The organism is Streptomyces sp. SM10 (assembly GCF_002910915.1).
Lineage (GTDB): Bacteria > Actinomycetota > Actinomycetes > Streptomycetales > Streptomycetaceae > Streptomyces.
Genome location: NZ_NEUF01000166.1, coordinates 1 through 17,837, shown reverse-complemented (window position 1 = coordinate 17,837; position 17,837 = coordinate 1). Strand labels below are relative to the sequence as shown.

Genomic DNA, 17,837 nt, shown 5'->3' with positions numbered 1-17,837 from the left:
GCACACATGTCCACCAAGCGGATCGCCGCTCTCGTAGTGATAGCCGTCGTCGGCTTCGCGACCGCCGGATGCGGGGACTCGTCGGACGGGAAGACCGCGGCGGCCGAGAAGCCCGCCGCCTCGTCCCCGGCCGGCGGCTTCCCGGTGACACTGGAGAACTGCGGGGTGAAGCAGACCTTCACCAAGGCCCCCAGCCGGGTGGTCGTCATGAACGGCGCCTCGGTCGCCGAGGTCTCCACGCTGCTGGCCCTCGGACTCAAGGACCGCATCGCCGTCAACCAGCAGACCTACGGCATGTCCGAGGTCCCGGGCCGAGCCGACGCGATCAAGTCCTTGCCGAAGGGGGACATCAAGCTCAACGACGCCTTCGACATCCCCCGCGAGGCGATGCTCGCCCAGCGCCCCGACCTCGTCCTGTCCACCACCGCCTACGGTTTCGACGCCAAGAACGGCTTCGCCACCCGCGACCAGCTCAAGCAGGTCGGCGCCAACAGCTACATCTCCCCGCAGGGCTGCGACCAGGACACCTCGAAGATGACGATGGAGGACAGCCGGACCCTGCTGCGCGACATGGGCAAGGTCTTTGGCGTCAGCGACCGAGCCGAGAAGCTGATCGCCGAGTCCGACAAGCGCACCGCTGAGATCGCGGAAAAGGTCAAGGGCGAGAAGAAGCCCAAGGTCATGGTCCTCTTCTCCAACATGACCATGGGCGGCAACGACTTCAGTTCCGTCGTCGCCAAGGGCATCTACAACGACATCCTCGCAAACGCCGGGGGCACCAACGCCTTCGAGAATGCCGCCAAGGGCTCCTTCGCCGACCTCAGCAAGGAGAAGGTCGCCGCCGCCGACGTGGACGCCCTCGTCGTCATCAGTTACAACGACCCCGATCCGGGGGCCTACGCCAAGAAACTGCTCAAGGAGTTCCCCCAGTGGACGGCCGCGAAGAACGAGGCGTACGTGGTGCTGTCCGACTCGATCTACCTCGGCCCCAGCAACGACGTGGCCGTGGAGAAGATCGCCAAGACGCTCCACCCCGACGCGCTCTGACCGGACTTCGGCTCTCTCTCGGCGTCGCCGTCCTGCTCGCCGCGCTGATCGCCGCCATGATCACAGCGATCAGCATCGGCGCGGTGACCATACCGGTCGCCCACGTCTGGACCATCGTGGCCCACCACATCACGGGGCAGGGGGCCACGGACGACCCAGCACTGGACCAGATCGTGTGGAACTTCCGCACGCCCCGTGTCCTGCTCGCGGCCCTTGCCGGAGCCGGACTGGCGGTGGCCGGTGCAGTCCTGCAGACCCTCGTCACCAACCCGCTGGCCGACCCGACCGTGCTCGGCTTCTCCTACGGGGCCTCTTTCGGAGCGGTCCTGGTCATCACCCTGGGCGGGATCGGCATCGGGGGCGTGGGGGTGGCGGGGGCGGCCTTCCTGGGTGCTCTCGCCACCGGGGCGGTGGTCTTCGCCCTCGGCCGCCGCCGAGGACGACTGGCACCCACCCGCCTCGTCCTCGCGGGTGTGGCGGTCGGCTACGTCCTGCTCTCCGCGACCAGCTTCGTCCAACTCTGGGCCACCCCCACCGAACTGCGCACCGTCATGTTCTGGATGCTCGGCAGCGTTGCCGGAGCCCAGTGGAACCAACTGCCCGTCGTCGCGACGATCGTCCTGACCTGCACCGCCCTGCTCGGGCTCTTCGGCCGGCAGCTCAACGCCGTCCTCGCGGGCGACGAATCCGCCACCGCACTCGGCGTGGACGTCAACCGCCTGCGCGCCGTCCTGCTCGTCATCACCGCGCTGCTCACCGGCTCGGTCATCGCGGTGGCCGGCGGCATCGGCTTCGTCGGGCTGATGATCCCCCACCTCGTACGCCTCACCGTCGGCGCGGACAACCGGCGGCTCCTCCCGCTCACCGCGCTGCTCGGAGCCGTCTACCTCGTCCTCGTCGACCTCCTCTCCCGCACCCTCATCCGCCCGAACGAACTGCCGCTCGGTATCCTTACCGCCCTGCTCGGCGCCCCGTTCTTCGTTTGGCTGCTGCGCCGCAACAAGGGCTTGGACACCGCATGAAGCTCACCGTCGACCAGGTCCACGTCGAACTGGAAGGCACACCCGTCCTCCAAGGAGTCAACCTGGAGGTCCTGCCCGGAACCGTCGTCGGACTCGTCGGCCCCAACGGCAGCGGCAAATCCACCCTTCTCCGGACCGTCTACCGCTCACTCCGCCCCAGCAAGGGTGTCGTGAGGGTCGGTGACGACGACGTCTGGCGGCTCGCGCCCCGTACCGCCGCCCGCCGTACCGCCGCGGTCCTCCAGGACCCGGCGGGCAGCACAGGGGGACTGTCAGTGAAGGAGATCGTCGAGCTGGGCCGCACCCCCCACCATGGACTGGTCGGCCGGGAGGGCCCCGACGACCGCCGCGCCGTCGCCGACGCGATCGATCGCTGCGGCATCCGCCCCTTCGCGGCAAGGGAGTACGCCTCCCTGTCCGGAGGCGAACGCCAACGTGTTCTTCTGGCGCGCGCCCTGGCCCAGGAGCCGCGTCTGCTGGTCCTGGACGAACTGACCAACCACCTCGACATCCGAGCCCGCTTCGAACTCCTCGACCTGATCCGTTCCACAGGAGTGAGCACTCTCGCGGTCTTGCACGATCTCGACCTCGCCGTTCGCCTCTGCGACCACCTGGTGATCCTGAGCGACGGAGCCGTGGCGGCGGCCGGACCGGTTCTGGAGGTACTTACTCCGGACCTTCTCGCCGACGTCTTTGGCGTCCACGCCACCACCGAACGCCACGCGGACGGCGTCATCCGCATCACCTACGCCGCCCGGCCCATCACGAGCGGCGGCAGGCCGGAACCGGTTAATGAGAGGAGCCCGGAGAAGCACAACACCCACCTGACCAGGACGACCGAACACTGAAGCGCGGGGGAATGCCGCCCGGAGCCCTCGGACCGCCGTTCAATGGAAGTCCGGGACAGGACGACCAAGAGGACATGCGGTGCGGCGGAGAGTTGTGGTCGGTGTGAGTGGTTCCCTGGGAAGCCTCACGGCCCTCCACCGGGCCACTGCCGAAGCCCAGGAGCACAACGCGGAACTTTATGCGGTCCTGGCCTGGCAACTGCCCGGTGGAGGGCTGGGCAGCCGTGCCACGTACGGCCCGGCCGTGCTGAGGGAGTGCCGGGAAACGGCGGTGGAAGATCTGTGCACGGTTCTGGACACGGCGTTCGCCGCCGGAAGGCGGGGAGTCACTCTGGTCGGGCGTACCGTTCGTGGCGACCCGGGGGCGGTTCTCGTCGATGCTGTTCGGTCGTCCGACGATCTGTTGGTCGTCGGCACGGCATCCGCGGCAGGTGGCTCCCTGGACTACGGGCGCCGGTGGCCAGGCATTGCCTGGCACACGCACCGTGCCCTGTGCTCGCCGTCCCCCGAACCCGCTCGAAGCCGAAATCGCCGCAATACGGCGCAGGACGTGGTCCGTGCCGTACATGACGAGGGAACCAGGGCGATGAGGGGTCCACGATGGCTCGCGTGCGTGGGCCAGGAGTCTGAAAGCGGCGGCGAGGTCAAGTCGGAACCCCTGCGGAGGAAATCCTGGACAGCATCTCGTGTGAGACAAAGGAACCCCTGTGATGTCCTTTTCGGATGATGGCTTGGATTCGTGCCCCTCCGCGCCACAGGAAACCATCATTCAGAAGGTGCTCGGCTGCTTCGACGCCTACGCCCGTATCCGCAGGACACGCGACAGCATCTGTGCTCCCGTCCGCTTCAGCCCTCGAGAAGAACAGCGCGCGCATGATGATCTGCAGCAGGCCGTGGCTCGGTTGCGCATCCTGAGTCAGCAGTTCGACTCAGCCGAACCCGCTGGAGGCCCGTCACGAAACGGCGAGCTTCCGCACGGTCCTCAGTTCGGTGCGCGATCCACATCTACCGTTGGTAGATGACGGGCCCTCGCCCCACTGCCGGTTACTCCCAGCACTCCGACATCTGCACTTCAGTTCGATGCCCAGAGGCGGCGGTGATGATCGTCCTTCCTCGCAGCGACCGCGGTATGAAGCGGCTCCTCTACGCTCTCCTGCTTGCTGCGACGGTGCTGATCGTCGTCGGATCCCTCACCGAGGCGCTGTGGCTGCTCGGGATCGGAGCCTGGATGCTGATCGGCGCGCTGCTCATTGAATTGATCTACCGGCCCTGATGCGTCGGCAGTCAAGCATCCGGGGCGCACTGCCGGGCCGCAGATCCCGACCCGAGCCCGCGTGAGGGACAAAGGCTGCGCGCTGCCACGGTCGAGGTGCTGCCGTACTGCAGGTTGCCATGCAATGCCATATTGCCCGTGCCGAACCGACATACGGCCGTGACGCTCATTTGACGCTCGGGTCGTCCGCTGACCTCGCTTCGGGACCCGAAAGCCTTTATGGCCTGCTGCTTTGCCGTCTGCGTCCAGTGCGACAAGTTTTCGATTACTCATCCTGTGGAGAGCGCGCTGTTCGGGAAGCCGTCGCTCCTGGTTCAAAGTCCCAGAAAAGTCCCAGGGACTCCGTCACACCCCGCCTCGACTCGCATTTGTGCAGGTCAGAAGGGGTGTGACGGTGCCATTTTTGCAGGCTTTCAGATGTCCCGGAACTCATGTACAACGCTTCTGACCTGCACGAACGGCCCTCTCTGAAGATCATCTTGCACGTACGTTGCACATGCCGTGGAGTTCGGCCTATGCGGCCCGTATGTATGCGCTCCGCACCGCGATGCGGATCTTGGAACCGGCTCCCGCGATCCCGTGCACGTACTTACGCAGCGTGAACGCAGGATCGGCGTGTCCGAGCCGGTCCGCGAGTGTGTACACGTCTACCCCGCCATTGACATCATCGCTGCGTACAGGTGCCGGAGGGCGTGCATCATCTTGTCGCGCGAGTTCTCCCAGCGTCGTCCCTTCTCGCTGGGATCGAGGGGCTTGATGAGGCCAACTGCTGCCAGAGCCGGCTTCCAGCGATAGGAGTTGAACCAGTTCGACTGGATGGCGGTCTTCTCCCGGGTGTAGAAGATCAGCCGCACCGTGACCGGGTCGCCGCCTTTGCTGCACCACGGTCGGGTCACCTCGACCGGCGGGTACTTCTCCATGTGCTCGCGCAGGGGGATGGCCACGTCGTCGGTCAACTCGACCCACCGGTCCTTCGGGTCCTCCTCGTCTCCGCCCTTGGGGAGGGTGTACGCCAGGAACGCCCGGCCAGGTCACGACCCTACGCCCGCACATCCCGCCCTCCGCCCCGGGACGGTCCCCCTCCGTACCGCCCCGCACCCTCCACACAGTAGAAACACTCTGTCACTCTCGGTGAGGTGACCCAGCAAACCAGCGGGACTGTCCAGAGGTCGCGGCCAGCGACGTGGACGCGACCACGGCCTCCCTCCTCATTGCGGAACTCACCGCGAACGCCACCCTGCACGGTCGCGTACGGGGCTGTCACGCCCGCCTTGCCCTGACCCTCACGTCCGGCACCCTGCCGATCGAGGTCACGGACGCCCGAGGCGACCGTCTCCCCGCGCCGACGCCTGACGCGGACGGCGAGTCCGGACGCGGTCTGCTCCTCGTCGCCTCGCTCGCCGACGCCTGGGGTTGCGAGCCGCACCACCCTGGAGGGAAGACGGTGTGGACGGAGTGCGCCCGGCGTAAACCCGCGCGCAAGGGGGCGCTTGAACTCGCCTGTGCTCCCAACCAACGAGGTTGGGGATTGACGGTGGTTGTGAACGGCCTTCACGCTTAACGGGTAAGCGTGAAGACCGTTCACGGGGAGATGTCATGGGAGGCACGCCCGAGGCGGAAGACCAACTCGTAGGACTGTTTGAAGTGGCGGAGATGGCGGGGGTCGGCCGGACGGTCGTAGCGAATTGGCGTGCCCGTGACCAAGGCTTCCCCGTTCCCGTGGCGGACCTGCGGAGCGGTCCGGTTTTCCAGGCGAGTCAGATTCAGCGCTACCTCAAACGGAGGAAGAAGCACATGGCACCCAAAGCCCATGTCATCTCGACCATCAACCTGAAGGGCGGAGTCGGGAAGACCACGACCACGGCCGGACTTGCGGAGTTCCTCTCCGCGGAGTTCCGCAAGCGGGTCCTGGTGGTCGATCTCGACCCGCAGACCAATCTGACCACGGTCCTGATCGGGGAGGAGAGGTGGGAGGAGCTCAACGACGAGGGATACACCCTGGCGACCCTGTTCAAGGATGCCCTCCGGCCCGAGGACGAGCCTCTGGAGTTCGACCTGGAGAAAACCCTCCAGCGCAATGTCTCTTCCGTTGACGCTGTGACGAAGGTGGACCTCCTGCCTTCTTCGCTGGACCTCATCGACGTCCAGGACCGCCTGGCGTCCATGCCCAGGGGGCGATTCCACGCCAACAACCCCACCGATCTCCTGCGCAAGGCGATCCGGAAGATCATTGATGACTATGACTACGTCCTCGTCGACTGCCCTCCCAACCTCGGAATCGTCACTTTGAACGGTCTGCGCATCTCCGAGGGATACATCATCCCGACCATTCCCGACGTCCTGTCCACCTACGGCATCCCTCAGATCCAGCGGCGGGTGCGGGCCTTCGCGGACGACCTGGGGGAGACCATCAAGGAGATCGGCATCGTCATCACGAAATACAAGGCCAACTCGACGGTCCACTGGAACACCGTCAGGGGACTTCAGGGCGACAAGAAGCTCCCCGCCGTGCTGCCGACCTTCATCCCCGAGAAGAACGACATCGCCGGTTCGGCGGAGTTCGTCGGTCGCGGTACCCTGCGGCAGAAGTACGGCTACCAGGGCGGGTTCGACGCTTTCCGTGGCATGACGCAGGAGTTCATCGAACTGGTCGAGGAGAAGGCGTGACCGAGCAGAGCGACAGTCGGCCCGACGGTAACGGTCTCCTGAATGCCCAGGTGCGGGAGGCCGTAGAAGCCCTGACCAAGCTCGGCGCCTCCGACCCGGAGCTCGCGGCGACGCTCGCACGTGTCCTCGGCGTGGTGGCGTCCGAAGCCGCACGCACGACACGCTTCGCTCGAGCACTGGCCAAGGCGCTGACGCCTCCCGATGCGCAGACCGCACCTCGGCCGGCAGAACGCCCGAGGCGTAGCCGACGAGCGCCGGGAGTGATCGACCCGTTCGCGGTGCTCGCCGAATCCGGCGAGACGGGGCTCCGTTCGAGCCTGAGCGAGCTCGGCCTCGAACAACTGCGGGACATCGTCTCCGAGCACGGGATGGACCACGACCGGCTGGCGCTGAAGTGGAAGGACCCTCAACGGGTCATCGACCGCATCGTGGAACGCGTCGAATCGCGGACAGCCAAGGGAGCCGCCTTCCGGGGACGGCCGGAACAGCCCGCTTTGCGGCAAGATGAGGCCGTCGGCCCGGCGGCCGAGGACTCGTCGACCTGAGGTGAGCTGGGCGCGACGAGCCAAACGCCTCGCGGCCGCCGCCCATGCCAAGGCCATCCGCATCGAGCGCCGTGTCGAGGGCCGCACCATCCTCCTCTTCGACGCCCTGTTCACCACCGGCCAGCAGATGCCGCCCGTCGCCCGCCTGTTACGCGGGCGGGCGCGGCTGAGGTAAGGGGGCTCGTCCTTGCTCGCGCCCCTTGGCGAGGGGCGGACCGCCAGGGGGCACTGTTCGACTCGTGACGATCAACCTGGGCCCCCTGAGTCCCTGCCTCAGTCCGTGCCCCGACTCTCCCAGCGGTCCCGGAACCAGGTCAGAGTCTCTACAAGCAGTTCACGGTTGCGGTCCTTCTCCAGAACGGACAGCTGGAAGCTGGGGTCCGGTCCCCGCCCCGGCTCCCTCTCCTGGAGGTCGACACCTTCAAGTTCGTTGAGGCGCCTGAGAAGCTCGGCACGCAGGGCGTGGTCGGTGAAGGACTCGTGTCCGGCCAGTCCGTGGAAGGCGACGTACACCGAGCCGCCCAGCCCGCAGCCCGGGGTGAGGCTCATCGGCGACATCCCACTGCCCGGGGCACTCGCCTCACCCAGCATGAGGAACGCGCCGGTGCTGTCGTGTCCCACCGTGTTGATCCAGCCGCCGAGTCCCTCCCAGCGGGCGAAGAGCTCACGCACCGCCTCCACCGTCTCGCGGGAGTTGTCCGCCGCGAGCTGACGGAAGAACCGCCGCTCGGGGGAGTTTTCCGCCACGAGCTGGAGGTAGAACGGGTCGGCGTGCGTCTGCTCACCCTGGCTCTCCGAGGTGCGCTGCGCCGCATCCTCCCTGACGTCGGCCTGATCGTCTTCGGCGCCGCCGACCAGCAGAGCGAGGTCGTCGGCGGAGAGGCGCTGCGCCGGATCGGCGGCCCCGTTGGCCGTGAAGCGCACGCCGTCTGCGCTCAGCCGGGCGCGGACATCGCTTCCCACGTCCTGAGGCGTCCAGCGGAAGCCGTCGGAGACCTTGCCCTCGGAGGTGAGCACCCGGTACGCGTTGGCCACCCCCGGCGTGTTGGCCAGATGGTTGCCCACGGCCTGGGCGCCGGAGCCGATGAACGCCGCGAGATCGCCGTACGACGTCCAGGTGCCGTGGGGGAGCGCGGCGAGCACCTGGTGGGCCAGGTTCCAGTCCCGGCTCCGCTCCGCTCGGCCGACTCCGCGCAACGGAGCCGGCCACAGCGCGATCGCGCGGTCGGCGAGTTCGTCGGCACGCGCGCGGATCTCGTCCGCGCCCCACCGTTCTGTGGCCGCGATGCGGCGGTTCATCTCCAGGTGGCTGCCCTGGAGCAGGTCCTGCTTGCGCTCGAAGGGGTGGTTGGACAGCTCCGCGTTGACCGCGGTCAGCGTCAGGTTCCCGAGCGTGTGCTGAAGCCGGGAGTGCAGGTCCTCCGCGCTCTCGCCGGCGACCACGTCCTCGCTCAACATCCGGAGCCACTCGTCGCCCGGCGACTGCGGCATGACGTGCTCGATGGTGAGCTGCGCGGCGGCGAAGTCGACCGGTTCGGGATGCTCGTAGCTCTCCTCCAGCCGCTGGAGCACCAGCTTGCGCTGGTGCCCGCGTCCGAACTTGTAGAAGGGTGCCGTCCGGACCTTCTCGCGTAGCTCGTCGTCATCGGGCCAGAAGCGGTTCTCGGCGGAGAGGAGCTGGTGCAGCCCGTCAGCGACGGGCATGTCGAGCGGCAGTTGCCCGGGCACCGCCTGGAAGATCCTGTTGAGGTTGTTCGTCGGCACGCGGCACATCATCCGGCGTACCAGGAAGCTCTCGATGTACGACATCGCGCGGGCCGTGTCCGCGGAGTTGAGGTCCCTGCGCTCGCGTCGGTCGAGCAGCAGCATCAGAGCGGGGTAGGTGACCTGGGCCTGCCAGGTGTCCAAGCGGTGCAGATGGGCGCGGACGGCCGCGTTCGGCTCCACTTCGGGGTGCAGCAGCCGACGGAAGAGGGCGCCGCGCCGGTACAACTCCTTGATGTACGCCTCGATCTCCGCTTCGCTGACCTCACCGCGCTCGAAGCGCTGCTGCTGAGCCGCGTAGAGGTCCTGGCGGCGGACCCGGTCGTCTCCGTCGAGCACCAGCTGCAACCACATGAGCTGTTCCAGCTCGTCGTTGCTCAGACTGTCCTGCAGCGGAAGCCAGTAGGTCTCGTAAATGCGCTCACCGCGGGTGGGCAGCCGCATGAACAGGTAGTTGCGCAGCAGGTCGGCCTGGCTCAGCTTGAGGCCGGTGTTGTTGAGGGACTCGAAGATGCGGTGCACGTTGTCCGCGCGCTCGGCTGTCACCGCCACCAGCGTGAGCCGGGAGGTGATGGCCTCCTCGATGCGGAGCACGTCCTGCGGGGCGGCCGGATCGGCGGCCTCGACGAGCTTGCGGCGGAAGAAGCCGTAGGCGGCGGCGACGGCTCCGTCGGAGGCCTGCTCCGAGAGCGGCCCGCGAACGTACGCCGCGAACTGCGCCCGGTCAGCCTGGGTCGGCAGTAGCCGGAAGCGATCGCTGCCGTTCTTGCGCTTGTTGATGAGGTATTCCTCGTCGATGCGCTCGGCCTCGTCCGGCTCGCCGTCCGCTATGTGGTCGCGGATCGCGGCCAGGGCGAGCGACAGCGTGGTCAGCCGCTGCTGACCGTCGACGACGAGCCAGCGGGGGAACGTCGCCTCGTTCTGTGGCGACGGCGCGAGCACCACGGACCCCAGGAAGTGTGTGCTCGCCTTCTCCCCGGACTCCAGCAGCTCGGCCTGCTCCAGAATGTCGGTCCACAGCTGTCTGAGCTGCTTCTCCGTCCAGGAGTATGTCCGCTGATAGAGCGGCACCTGGAACTGCTGTGCCCTGCCCTGGACAAGATCGGCGAACAGCGTCTCCTTCGCCTGCACGGCGTCCCCCTCGGCGATCGGTCCGGTCGTAGCGCGTGGGAAGGAGCTTAGGGCTTCTCGCTGATAGTCAGGGCACTTCAGCCCTCGTCGAGGCACGCACACCACAGCGCGTAAGCCCGGTCCGTCTCGTCAAGTGTCGCCCGCGTGAACCGGACGTCGAGGAAGGTCCGGTCGACGATCCGCTCCGCGGGCGCGACCAGGTGCGCCGCGACGTGCTCCACCTGCTCCCCGCGCACCGGTCCTGAACCCGCTCCAGGTGTTCCTGACGCTCCCACAGGTCGGCGAGGCTCGCGCTCGCCTTCTCCTCGTCGTCGTACGGGGACGAGGGCCAGGGCGGCCGGCTCGTCCGGTCCGCCGTTGCCGAGAATGCGGTTGGCGATCGTACGGACGGCCTCGGAGCGTTCGACACGCACCGCCTGGGCCCGCAGGGTGCCGAGCAGTGCCGGGACCTCGGCCCGGGCTCCGCGCCGCAGGGTCTCCGCGAGTGCGGTCGTCTGGTCCTCGCCCAGGTCCGAGGCGTCGTCCAGTACGTCCTTCGCCGCGCCGACCTCCTCGAAGGCGCGCTGAGCGGTGCGGGCCGCCTCGGTGAGCAATCCTGACCAAGCCCTTCACCGCCTGGCGGACCTTCCTCCACCCCACCCAGCGGTGCATCGCCTACCGGCCCGGCTATGCCGGACCCGCCCAGATCACCGGCGGCCCCGGCACCGGAAAGACGGTCGTCGCCCTGCGCCGGGTCAAGCACCTCCTGGACCGGGCACCCGACACGCGCGTCCTCCTCACCACCTACACCGGAGCCCTGGCCCGTTTCCTGCAGAGCAGCCTCGCCCTGCTGCTCTACCACGACCGGCGCTGCTCGCCCGTGTCGACGTCACCACGGTCGACGCCGTCGCTCACCGCGTCGTACGGCAACTGCGCGGCAACCCGGGGACCGCGCTCGGCGACCGGGACGAGCGCACCCGCTGGCAGCGCGTGGCCCGCCGCCTCGAACTGCCCTGGAACGAGTCGTTCCTGTCCCAGGAGTACCGGCACGTGGTCCTCGCCCAGGACCTGCGGAGCGAGGAGGAGTACCTGACGTGCGAACGGCGTGGACGCGACAGCGCGCTCGGGCAGCCCCAACGGCGTTGCGTCTGGCAGGCCGTGACCCTGTTCGAGGACGGCCTGACCCGTGACCGGGCGCACTCCTGGCTCCAGGTCTGCGCCGAGGCCACCCGGCTGCTGCGCGACAAGCCGGGTGCGGGACCGTCGTACGACCATGTCGTCGTGGACGAGGCGCAGGACTTGCATCCGGCGCAATGGCGCCTGCTGCGCGTCCTGGCGGCCGAAGGCCCCGACGACCTGTTCGTCACCGGCGACCCGCACCAGCGGATCTACGATGCCCGGGTCTCGCTGCGCTCCCTCGGCATCTCCGTCGCGGGACGCAGCGGACGACTGCGCGTCAACTACCGCTCCACCCAGTAGATCCTGTGCTGGGCCCGCGGCCTGCTCGACAGCGAGCCCGTCGCCGATCTGACCGGCGACGCCCACGACGCCCTCACCGGATACCGCTCGCTGCTGCACGGCACACAGCCCGTGTGCGAGGGGCACGGCAGCGAGAACGAGGAGGCCGACGCCGTCGTGCGCCGAGTGCGCGACTGGATGAACGCCGGGGTTGCGCCCTCGGACATCGCAGTCTGCGCCCGCTTCAATACCCTGGCGGGCAAGCTCGGCGACCGCCTCGCCGGGGCCAGCATCCCCGTGGTGCGGGTGCGGGTCGGGGAACCGGAGAGCGCGGTCGGGGTACGGGTGTCGACGCTGCACAGCATGAAGGGGCTGGAATACCGGTGCGTCGCCGTGGCAGGGGTCACCCGCTGCGCCTTCCCCTTCACGCCGGCCGTCACCCCGGCCGAGGTGGACCGCATCCAGCACACCACGGACCTGGCCGCCGAACGATGCCTGCTGTTCGTCGCCTGCACCCGGGCGCGGGAGGCGCTGTATGTGTCGTACAGCGGGCGGGCCAGTGAGTTCCTCGCGGCGTGATGCCGAGCGTATGCTCCGGCGCCGCCTTAGTCAGAAGCCCTCGCAGACCAGGTCAGGATGCGTCGCGACCTGCAGCCCATCCGTCCCGGCGACGAAGCCGCGATCGAGCTGAAGCTGCTGGCCGGCCGACCTGGTTGAGGACCGCACCCGCTCAGTGAACCGCCTGCGCGGCATCCTGCTGAGCATGTTCCCGGCTCTGGAACGGTCCCTGGACGTGACCAACACCGGCCCCTGGAGGGGCTGACGGGCTACCAGGCACCCGCCGTGATCCGCCGCGCTGGCATCGCTCGGCTGACGAAGTGGCTGGCCAACCGCAAGGTCCGCAACGCCGGAGCCCTCGCCGAAGCTGCTGTCGAGGCGGCGGAGCGGCCGCACACCGCGATTCCCGGGGAACAGACCATCGCGAAGCTGGTCCCCACCCTGGCCGAGGAGGTGATGGCCCTCATCGAGCAGATTCGGGAGATGCAAGCTAGTCGAGGGCCGGTTTCGCGAGTGCGACCTCGCCGACATCCTCCTGAGCGTCCCAGGCATCGGCGCCACCCCCGGCGCCGGGTTCCCCACCGCCATCGGCGGCGACCTGGACGAGTTCGACTCCCCGGACGCGCCGGCGGCCTCCGCTGGCGTCGCCCCAATACCACGTGACTCGGGCAAGGTCAGCGGCAACCTTCACCGGCCCATCACCTACCACTGAAGCTCCAGCGGGTCTTCTACACCTCCGTGCTCGGCAGCGTCCGCTACGACCCGAACTCGCGGATGTTCTACGACCGGCAAACGAGCCGAGGAGGCTGCTTCGGCGACAACCCTCCGTAAAAGCTGACGGTCACTCAGCTACCTCTGGCAGTCATGAAAGATCATCTTGCAGGCGCGTTGCACATGGTGATGAAGAACAGCGGTGATCAATGGAGGGTCGAGAATGGGTATATCCGCAGGTCGTCAGCCATTTGGGGGTGTCGTACGCCGTGCCGCCAAGGGGCGCAACACCCCACCCGTCAGATGCGTCCCGGAACAAAGCTTCTGACCTGCGTAAATGACACCCCTCGAAAATCCTCTTGCACGGTTGTTGCACAAGCCGAACGGTGCAGGAGTCACGCGGCCCTGGTGTAGGCGCTCCGGACCGCGATGCGGACCTTGGAACCTGCTCCCACGACCCGGTGCACGTATTTACGCAGGGTGAACGCGGGATCGGCGTGTCCGAGTCGGTCCGCGAGCGTGTACACGTCTACACCGCCGCTGATCATCATCGACGCGTACAGGTGTCGGAGCGCGTGCATCATCACGTCGCGGGACTTCTCCCAGCGTCGTCCCTTCGCGTCGGGCTCAAGGGGCTTGATGAGGCCGGCCGACGCCAGGGCGGGCTTCCAGCGGTAGGAGTTGAACCAATTCGACTGAATGGCGGTCTTCTCCCGGGTGTAGAAGATCAGCCGCACCGTGGCCGGGTCGCCGCCTTTGCTGCCCCACGGTCGGGTCACCTCGACCGGCGGGTACTTCTGCATGTGCTCGCGCAGGGGGATGGCCACGTCGTCAGTCAACTCGACCCACCGGTCCTTCGGGTCCTCGTCGTCTCCGCCCTTGGGGAGGGCGTATGCGAGGAACGAGCCGTCGTGGACTACTTGCCGTTGCACGTGCACTATGGCGCCGTCCGGATGTGCCCAGTCGATATCTTCTGGTGACAGGCCGAATATCTCTCCTTGCCGAAGACCCAGGCCGCGACCACAGTCGACGAGTGCTTTATAGCGGTCGGGAAGTTCGGCACGGATCTTCTCGGTGTCCTCCCATGTCAGGGTCAGCTCTGCCCGGCCGCCACCTCCTCGCTTCGGCTTGGCGTCCTGCACCGATTTGGCGAGGCACGGATTTTTGTGTATCAGGCTGTCGTCCACGGCCAGGTCAAAGACAGCCCGAAGATTGTCGAAGACCAGGCGCAGCGTGGAACTTTCGAGCAGCCTGCGACGGTCGTGCAGCCAGTCCAGCAAAGATGAGGCGTTCACGTCCTTTACGCGCATCTTCCCAACTGCGGTAGGAACGACGTGCAGGAGAATCCGCTCCTTGTGGCGTCGGTAAGTCCGTGGATTCTTGTGTTCGTGCCCCTTGAGCCACGTAAGGGCGAGTTCACCGACTCTGACCTCACCGGCGCGAGGGTTGATGTACGAGCCGTCGTCCACTCCGGACCGCATCTTGGTCTCGTGCCTGCGGGCTTCGGCCTCGGTGCGGAACAGCTCCGTCTGCTGGACATCCTCCCGGTTGCGCCATCGGGCCTGCCACCGCTTCCCCGTCCCATGATCCCGCGTCGGAACTTTGCCGTGTTCCTTGCAGGACGACTCCCCGTCTTTCGGGCGCGACTTGTGCCAGCGGTCGTACGGCATCGACTCAACTCCTAGCTTCCAACGGCCCTTTGAGTTTATTTGTGGACTCTCTTTAATCAGGGTCATCGTTGACCACGAGACCGTGTGTTCGTTCATCGCGCCCTGAGTGAATCGGATGTTGATCCAGGTGAGCTGGAGATGTCAAATGCATTCCTGGGGTCTTCGCGACAAAGGGTGCAGATTGGTAGGGAAGTTTTTACCTAGACGAACGCTCGCTGAGGGCTCGACGAGGGCTCGCCGAACCCTCGGCGAAGATTCTCCTTTGCTCTTCGAGAGTTCGCGACAGTCGTAGGCATTTCGTTGAAAGGCTCTCTGTTTGGTCCGGCCGGAATTTAGTGAGAATGTTCCGTGCATCACCGCAGCGGAATGCCGCTCACATTGTTCTTTCCTGCCCGCTTCGAACCGTTCTGGAGTACCCATGCGTCGAACCACTGCCCGTGCGGAAGAAGCCGCTGGTGGCGCGGGGGGCCGTTGTCCCTTGATGAGCGCGGAGGAGCTGGCCGACTTCCTGGGCGTGCCTCTGAACACGGTCTACGTATGGAATCACCGACACCAGGGGCCACGAGCCCACAAGGTTGGCCGCTATTTGCGCTACCGCTGGCCGGAGGTAGAGGCGTGGCTGGAAGCTCGGGCGGTGGATCGCTCGGTCTGAATCGGCGAGGACGCCTGTTCGTCGAGGGCGACAGAACCCGGCGTGCAGGGCGAACTCGTCTACCGTCGCCTGCGGCTTCGCCTTGAAAAGGCATTTGACCTGCGTCGGATGCCCTTTCTGAAGCGCCCCGGGTCAGAGGATTCCCGTCCAGGACCACGGCCGTGGGCCGGACCGACCACGGAGACAGTCGATCCGGTACTGCGCCTGGCTTCTCCACTCAGCGTTGCTGGCTGAGTGCTGCGCCGCGTACGTAACCATGCGTAGCTCACGGGCGCGCGCGAGGACGGGATAGCCCTCCCACGCCGTCACGTCGTACCCGTACACCGCACAGAAGCGGTCGTACTCGCGGGCGCTGACGGCGCCCGTGGTCTTCGCGCGCACGGCAGTGGACACGAGATCCCACTCCGGCGGCCCGACAGAAAAGCGCTCCAGGTCCATCATCAGGACCCCATCGGCCGTGCGGACGATGTTGCCGGGCCAGGCGTCACCGTGCACGGCCCGATCGGGAAGACCGGCCGGCCGCTCGGCCCAGGACGCTACGAGGTCGTGGTGAAGGGCGTTCAGCCACTGCTTGTCGTCGTCGCGGATCGTGGTGGCCGCGTGCAGCCGTTCGCCGACCCGGACGAAGGGATCGAGGTACCCCAGCTCGATCGCCGGCGTGGGCAGGGAGTGGAGCCTCGTGAGGAGTTCAGCGACATCCTCAACCGAGCCGTGCTGCTGCGGTGGCAGTTCCACCCAGAAGGTCACGGGTCTACCGTCTGCCTCTACCGGCTGCTCCACGTCGGCCAGGCGAACGGCCGGGACGTTCTCATGGGCGAGCCAGCGTGCGACGCGCACTTCGCGGGCCGCCGCAGCGCTCTGTCCTCCCCGGGCGATCCGCACGATCACTCGCTGACGAGGCAGCCGCCATATCTGGTTCTCGGCCAAGCGGAGAGGCTCCGCTCCGTCGGAGTCCAATCCCACCGCCGAACAAGCCTGCTTCAGGACGTGACGTGCAGATTCGGATGCCGAAGGAGTCATGCGGAAACCGTAGTGGCGATCCGATCTCGCAGTGCTGAAGCCTCCTGGACAGTCCGATGCTTCGAGGCGAAGCGACCGAGCTGCCGCAGATCGTCGGCAGCTCGCCGTGAGGTGAGTCGGCCTACCTCGTTCAAGGCGTCGTGGCCGAGCGCCGCCGCCTGGCGAGGGTCGCCCTTGGCCATGAGCAGAGAGGCCAGCTTCGTCCGCGAGATCGCACGAGACCGTTTGTAGGCGTCTGCGTGTCCGTTCACCGCTGTGTTGAATCGGCGCGCTGCCCGGTGCCTGTCAAGTCAAATGAAACGAATGTGGCGCTATGAGTTCTGTCGTTCGGTTTGGTGTCGCTTGGCGGGGTCGTTGATCCATGCCTGGCGGGGGATCGATGGTGGGACGGGGCGGCGGTTGAACCGTTCCGGGTGCCGTTCGTAGGCGGCTGTGAGGGTGGTGGCTCGTTGCTCACGTACCAGTTCCGCGGTGCCGAAGTGCACGCTGGCCGGCGTGTGGTAGCCGATCCCGGAGTGCCGGTGGACGTGGTTGTAGTAGCTGATGAAGCCGTCCATCCACTCCCGGGCGTGCGTCAGCGAGTCGAACCTGCGCGGGAAGTCGGGCTGGTACTTGGCGGTCTTGAAGTGGCTTTCGCTGTAGGGGTTGTCGTTGCTCACTTTGGGGCGTGAGTGGCTGCGAGTGACACCGAGGTCAATCAGCAGCTGGGAGACCTTCTTGGAGGTCATGGAGGTGCCCCGGTCGGCGTGCACGGTCTCGGGCACGATGCCGTTGCGCAGGATCGTCTCGCGGATCAGCTCCTCGGCCCGGTCGGCTGATTCGGCCCGCTCCACTGTCCAGCCGACGATGTAGCGGCTGTAGATGTCGATGATGACGTAGGCGTGATACCAGATGCCCTTGTCCGGACCCGCCAGCTTCGTGATGTCCCAGGTGAACACCTGCGAAGGGGCGTCGGCGACCAGCTCGGGCACGGTCCTGGCACCATGGGTGGCGATCCGGCGCCGCTCGCCGTCCTGCCCGGCCTCCTTCAGAATCCGGTACATCGTGCGCTCGGAGCAGTGGTAGCGGCCCTCGTCCAGTTCGCGGGCGTAGATCTGGGCCGGCGGAAGTTCGGCGTACTCGTCGCTGTTCACCAGCGCCAGCACGGTGGCCCGCTCTGCGGCCGACAGTGCGGTGACCGGGGCCGGACGCGGTCGCCCAGGTGCCGGCGGCCTGGGATGCAGCCGCCGGTGGTGGGTCGCCCGGGAACGTCCGGTGATCCGGCAGGCATCCACGATGCCCACCAGCAGCCTCAACTCCTCGACCGCCGCGTGCAGATGGCCGTCCAGGACGTGGCTCAGTCCGCGCTCCTGGACAGTGACTGCAAGAGCGCGTGTGTTTTTCCCAGCACCTCCAGTGCCGCGTTCTTCTGGTCCACCTCCGTGCGCAGCCGCTCGTTCTCCCGCCGCAGCTTGGCGTTCTCGGCCTCGGCCGGGTGCTTCCTGGGGCGGGC

16 protein-coding genes and 3 pseudogenes are annotated in these 17,837 nt (G+C 67.1%); 12 read left to right on the top strand and 7 right to left on the bottom strand.

From position 1 onward, the window contains the following. Positions 1-6 precede the first annotated feature (6 nt). The 5 genes and pseudogenes from B9S57_RS27205 to B9S57_RS34695 all read left to right on the top strand — a co-directional run bounded on the left by B9S57_RS27205 (position 7) and on the right by B9S57_RS34695 (position 4,190). Complete coding sequence (locus B9S57_RS27205) at positions 7-1,047, top strand: ABC transporter substrate-binding protein (protein WP_103759844.1); 1,041 nt, start codon at positions 7-9, stop codon at positions 1,045-1,047. A gap of 56 nt (positions 1,048-1,103) precedes the next feature. After that, complete coding sequence (locus tag B9S57_RS27200; protein ID WP_103759843.1) at positions 1,104-2,069, top strand: iron ABC transporter permease; 966 nt, start codon at positions 1,104-1,106, stop codon at positions 2,067-2,069. After that, positions 2,066-2,917 carry an ABC transporter ATP-binding protein gene (locus tag B9S57_RS27195; protein ID WP_103759842.1) on the top strand — a complete coding sequence of 284 codons (852 nt, stop codon included), beginning with the start codon at positions 2,066-2,068 and terminating at the stop codon, positions 2,915-2,917. The genes B9S57_RS27200 and B9S57_RS27195 overlap by 4 nt, the downstream gene beginning before the upstream one ends. A 79-nt stretch (positions 2,918-2,996) precedes the next feature. Continuing rightward, a pseudogene (locus B9S57_RS27190) lies at positions 2,997-3,507 on the top strand (universal stress protein). A 509-nt stretch (positions 3,508-4,016) separates the two neighbouring features. Continuing rightward, a complete protein-coding gene (locus tag B9S57_RS34695) occupies positions 4,017-4,190 on the top strand; it encodes a hypothetical protein (RefSeq protein ID WP_181011494.1) in 174 nt (57 codons plus the stop codon). A gap of 513 nt (positions 4,191-4,703) precedes the next feature. On the opposite strand, the gene B9S57_RS35925 is transcribed toward B9S57_RS34695, so the two are convergent. Next, positions 4,704-4,835, bottom strand: a complete 132-nt coding sequence (locus tag B9S57_RS35925) for a hypothetical protein (protein WP_258036645.1) — start codon at positions 4,833-4,835, stop codon at positions 4,704-4,706. A gap of 2 nt (positions 4,836-4,837) precedes the next feature. Then, on the bottom strand, positions 4,838-5,146 hold the full coding sequence (locus tag B9S57_RS35920) for a hypothetical protein (RefSeq protein ID WP_258036644.1): 309 nt from the start codon (positions 5,144-5,146) through the stop codon (positions 4,838-4,840). Between the two features lie 227 nt (positions 5,147-5,373). On the opposite strand from B9S57_RS35920, the gene B9S57_RS35915 reads away from it, so the two are divergent. From B9S57_RS35915 to B9S57_RS34690, 4 genes are all read left to right on the top strand, one after another. Next, positions 5,374-5,751 (top strand): ATP-binding protein, encoded by a 378-nt coding sequence (locus tag B9S57_RS35915; protein ID WP_107499031.1) that lies wholly within the window; start codon positions 5,374-5,376, stop codon positions 5,749-5,751. 233 nt (positions 5,752-5,984) lie between these two features. Continuing rightward, positions 5,985-6,857, top strand: coding sequence for a ParA family protein (locus B9S57_RS27170; protein ID WP_103759841.1), 873 nt, complete (start codon positions 5,985-5,987; stop codon positions 6,855-6,857). Beyond that, positions 6,854-7,402 carry a hypothetical protein gene (locus B9S57_RS27165; RefSeq protein ID WP_103759840.1) on the top strand — a complete coding sequence of 183 codons (549 nt, stop codon included), beginning with the start codon at positions 6,854-6,856 and terminating at the stop codon, positions 7,400-7,402. The genes B9S57_RS27170 and B9S57_RS27165 overlap by 4 nt, the downstream gene beginning before the upstream one ends. A 1-nt stretch (position 7,403) precedes the next feature. Then, entirely contained in the window at positions 7,404-7,577 is a 174-nt protein-coding gene (locus B9S57_RS34690; RefSeq protein ID WP_181011493.1) for a hypothetical protein, read from the top strand. A gap of 98 nt (positions 7,578-7,675) precedes the next feature. On the opposite strand, the gene B9S57_RS27160 is transcribed toward B9S57_RS34690, so the two are convergent. Both B9S57_RS27160 and B9S57_RS27155 read right to left on the bottom strand, forming a co-directional pair. Beyond that, positions 7,676-10,297 carry a DUF262 domain-containing protein gene (locus B9S57_RS27160; protein WP_103759839.1) on the bottom strand — a complete coding sequence of 874 codons (2,622 nt, stop codon included), beginning with the start codon at positions 10,295-10,297 and terminating at the stop codon, positions 7,676-7,678. A gap of 77 nt (positions 10,298-10,374) precedes the next feature. Beyond that, positions 10,375-10,890, bottom strand: a complete 516-nt coding sequence (locus B9S57_RS27155; RefSeq protein WP_258036642.1) for a hypothetical protein — start codon at positions 10,888-10,890, stop codon at positions 10,375-10,377. Between B9S57_RS27155 and B9S57_RS36535 the strand changes: the two are divergent. Both B9S57_RS36535 and B9S57_RS27140 read left to right on the top strand, forming a co-directional pair. Further along, a pseudogene (locus tag B9S57_RS36535) lies at positions 10,890-12,313 on the top strand (UvrD-helicase domain-containing protein); the annotation flags it as partial. The gene B9S57_RS27155 and the pseudogene B9S57_RS36535 sit on opposite strands and share 1 nt — an antisense overlap. 39 nt (positions 12,314-12,352) lie before the next feature. Further along, positions 12,353-13,096 (top strand): annotated as a pseudogene (locus tag B9S57_RS27140) (transposase); the annotation flags it as partial. 302 nt (positions 13,097-13,398) lie between these two features. Here B9S57_RS27140 and B9S57_RS27135 read toward each other — a convergent pair. Beyond that, entirely contained in the window at positions 13,399-14,673 is a 1,275-nt protein-coding gene (locus B9S57_RS27135) for a tyrosine-type recombinase/integrase (RefSeq protein WP_103759838.1), read from the bottom strand. Positions 14,674-15,091: 418 nt separating this feature from the next. Here B9S57_RS27135 and B9S57_RS27130 point away from each other — a divergent pair, with 418 nt between their 5' ends. Further along, complete coding sequence (locus tag B9S57_RS27130) at positions 15,092-15,325, top strand: AlpA family transcriptional regulator (protein WP_103759837.1); 234 nt, start codon at positions 15,092-15,094, stop codon at positions 15,323-15,325. A 132-nt stretch (positions 15,326-15,457) separates the two neighbouring features. Here B9S57_RS27130 and B9S57_RS27125 read toward each other — a convergent pair whose 3' ends face one another. Together B9S57_RS27125 and B9S57_RS27115 are read right to left on the bottom strand one after the other, a co-directional pair. Then, positions 15,458-16,345, bottom strand: a complete 888-nt coding sequence (locus B9S57_RS27125; RefSeq protein ID WP_103759836.1) for a phosphotransferase family protein — start codon at positions 16,343-16,345, stop codon at positions 15,458-15,460. Between the two features lie 311 nt (positions 16,346-16,656). After that, positions 16,657-17,661: an IS3 family transposase gene (locus B9S57_RS27115; RefSeq protein ID WP_103759827.1), complete on the bottom strand. Its 1,005-nt coding sequence runs from the start codon at positions 17,659-17,661 to the stop codon at positions 16,657-16,659. Positions 17,662-17,837: the final 176 nt, after the last annotated feature.

Excerpts from the sequence above, each read along its gene's own strand:
- B9S57_RS27205 (WP_103759844.1), top strand. The coding sequence starts at position 7 with ATGTCCACCAAGCGGATCGCCGCTCTCGTAGTGATAGCCGTCGTCGGC.
- B9S57_RS27200 (WP_103759843.1), top strand. The coding sequence starts at position 1,104 with ATGATCACAGCGATCAGCATCGGCGCGGTGACCATACCGGTCGCCCAC.
- B9S57_RS27195 (WP_103759842.1), top strand. The coding sequence starts at position 2,066 with ATGAAGCTCACCGTCGACCAGGTCCACGTCGAACTGGAAGGCACACCC.
- B9S57_RS34695 (WP_181011494.1), top strand. The coding sequence starts at position 4,017 with ATGATCGTCCTTCCTCGCAGCGACCGCGGTATGAAGCGGCTCCTCTAC.
- B9S57_RS27170 (WP_103759841.1), top strand. The coding sequence starts at position 5,985 with ATGGCACCCAAAGCCCATGTCATCTCGACCATCAACCTGAAGGGCGGA.
- B9S57_RS27135 (WP_103759838.1), bottom strand. The coding sequence starts at position 14,673 with ATGCCGTACGACCGCTGGCACAAGTCGCGCCCGAAAGACGGGGAGTCG.
- B9S57_RS27130 (WP_103759837.1), top strand. The coding sequence starts at position 15,092 with ATGCGTCGAACCACTGCCCGTGCGGAAGAAGCCGCTGGTGGCGCGGGG.
- B9S57_RS27125 (WP_103759836.1), bottom strand. The coding sequence starts at position 16,345 with ATGACTCCTTCGGCATCCGAATCTGCACGTCACGTCCTGAAGCAGGCT.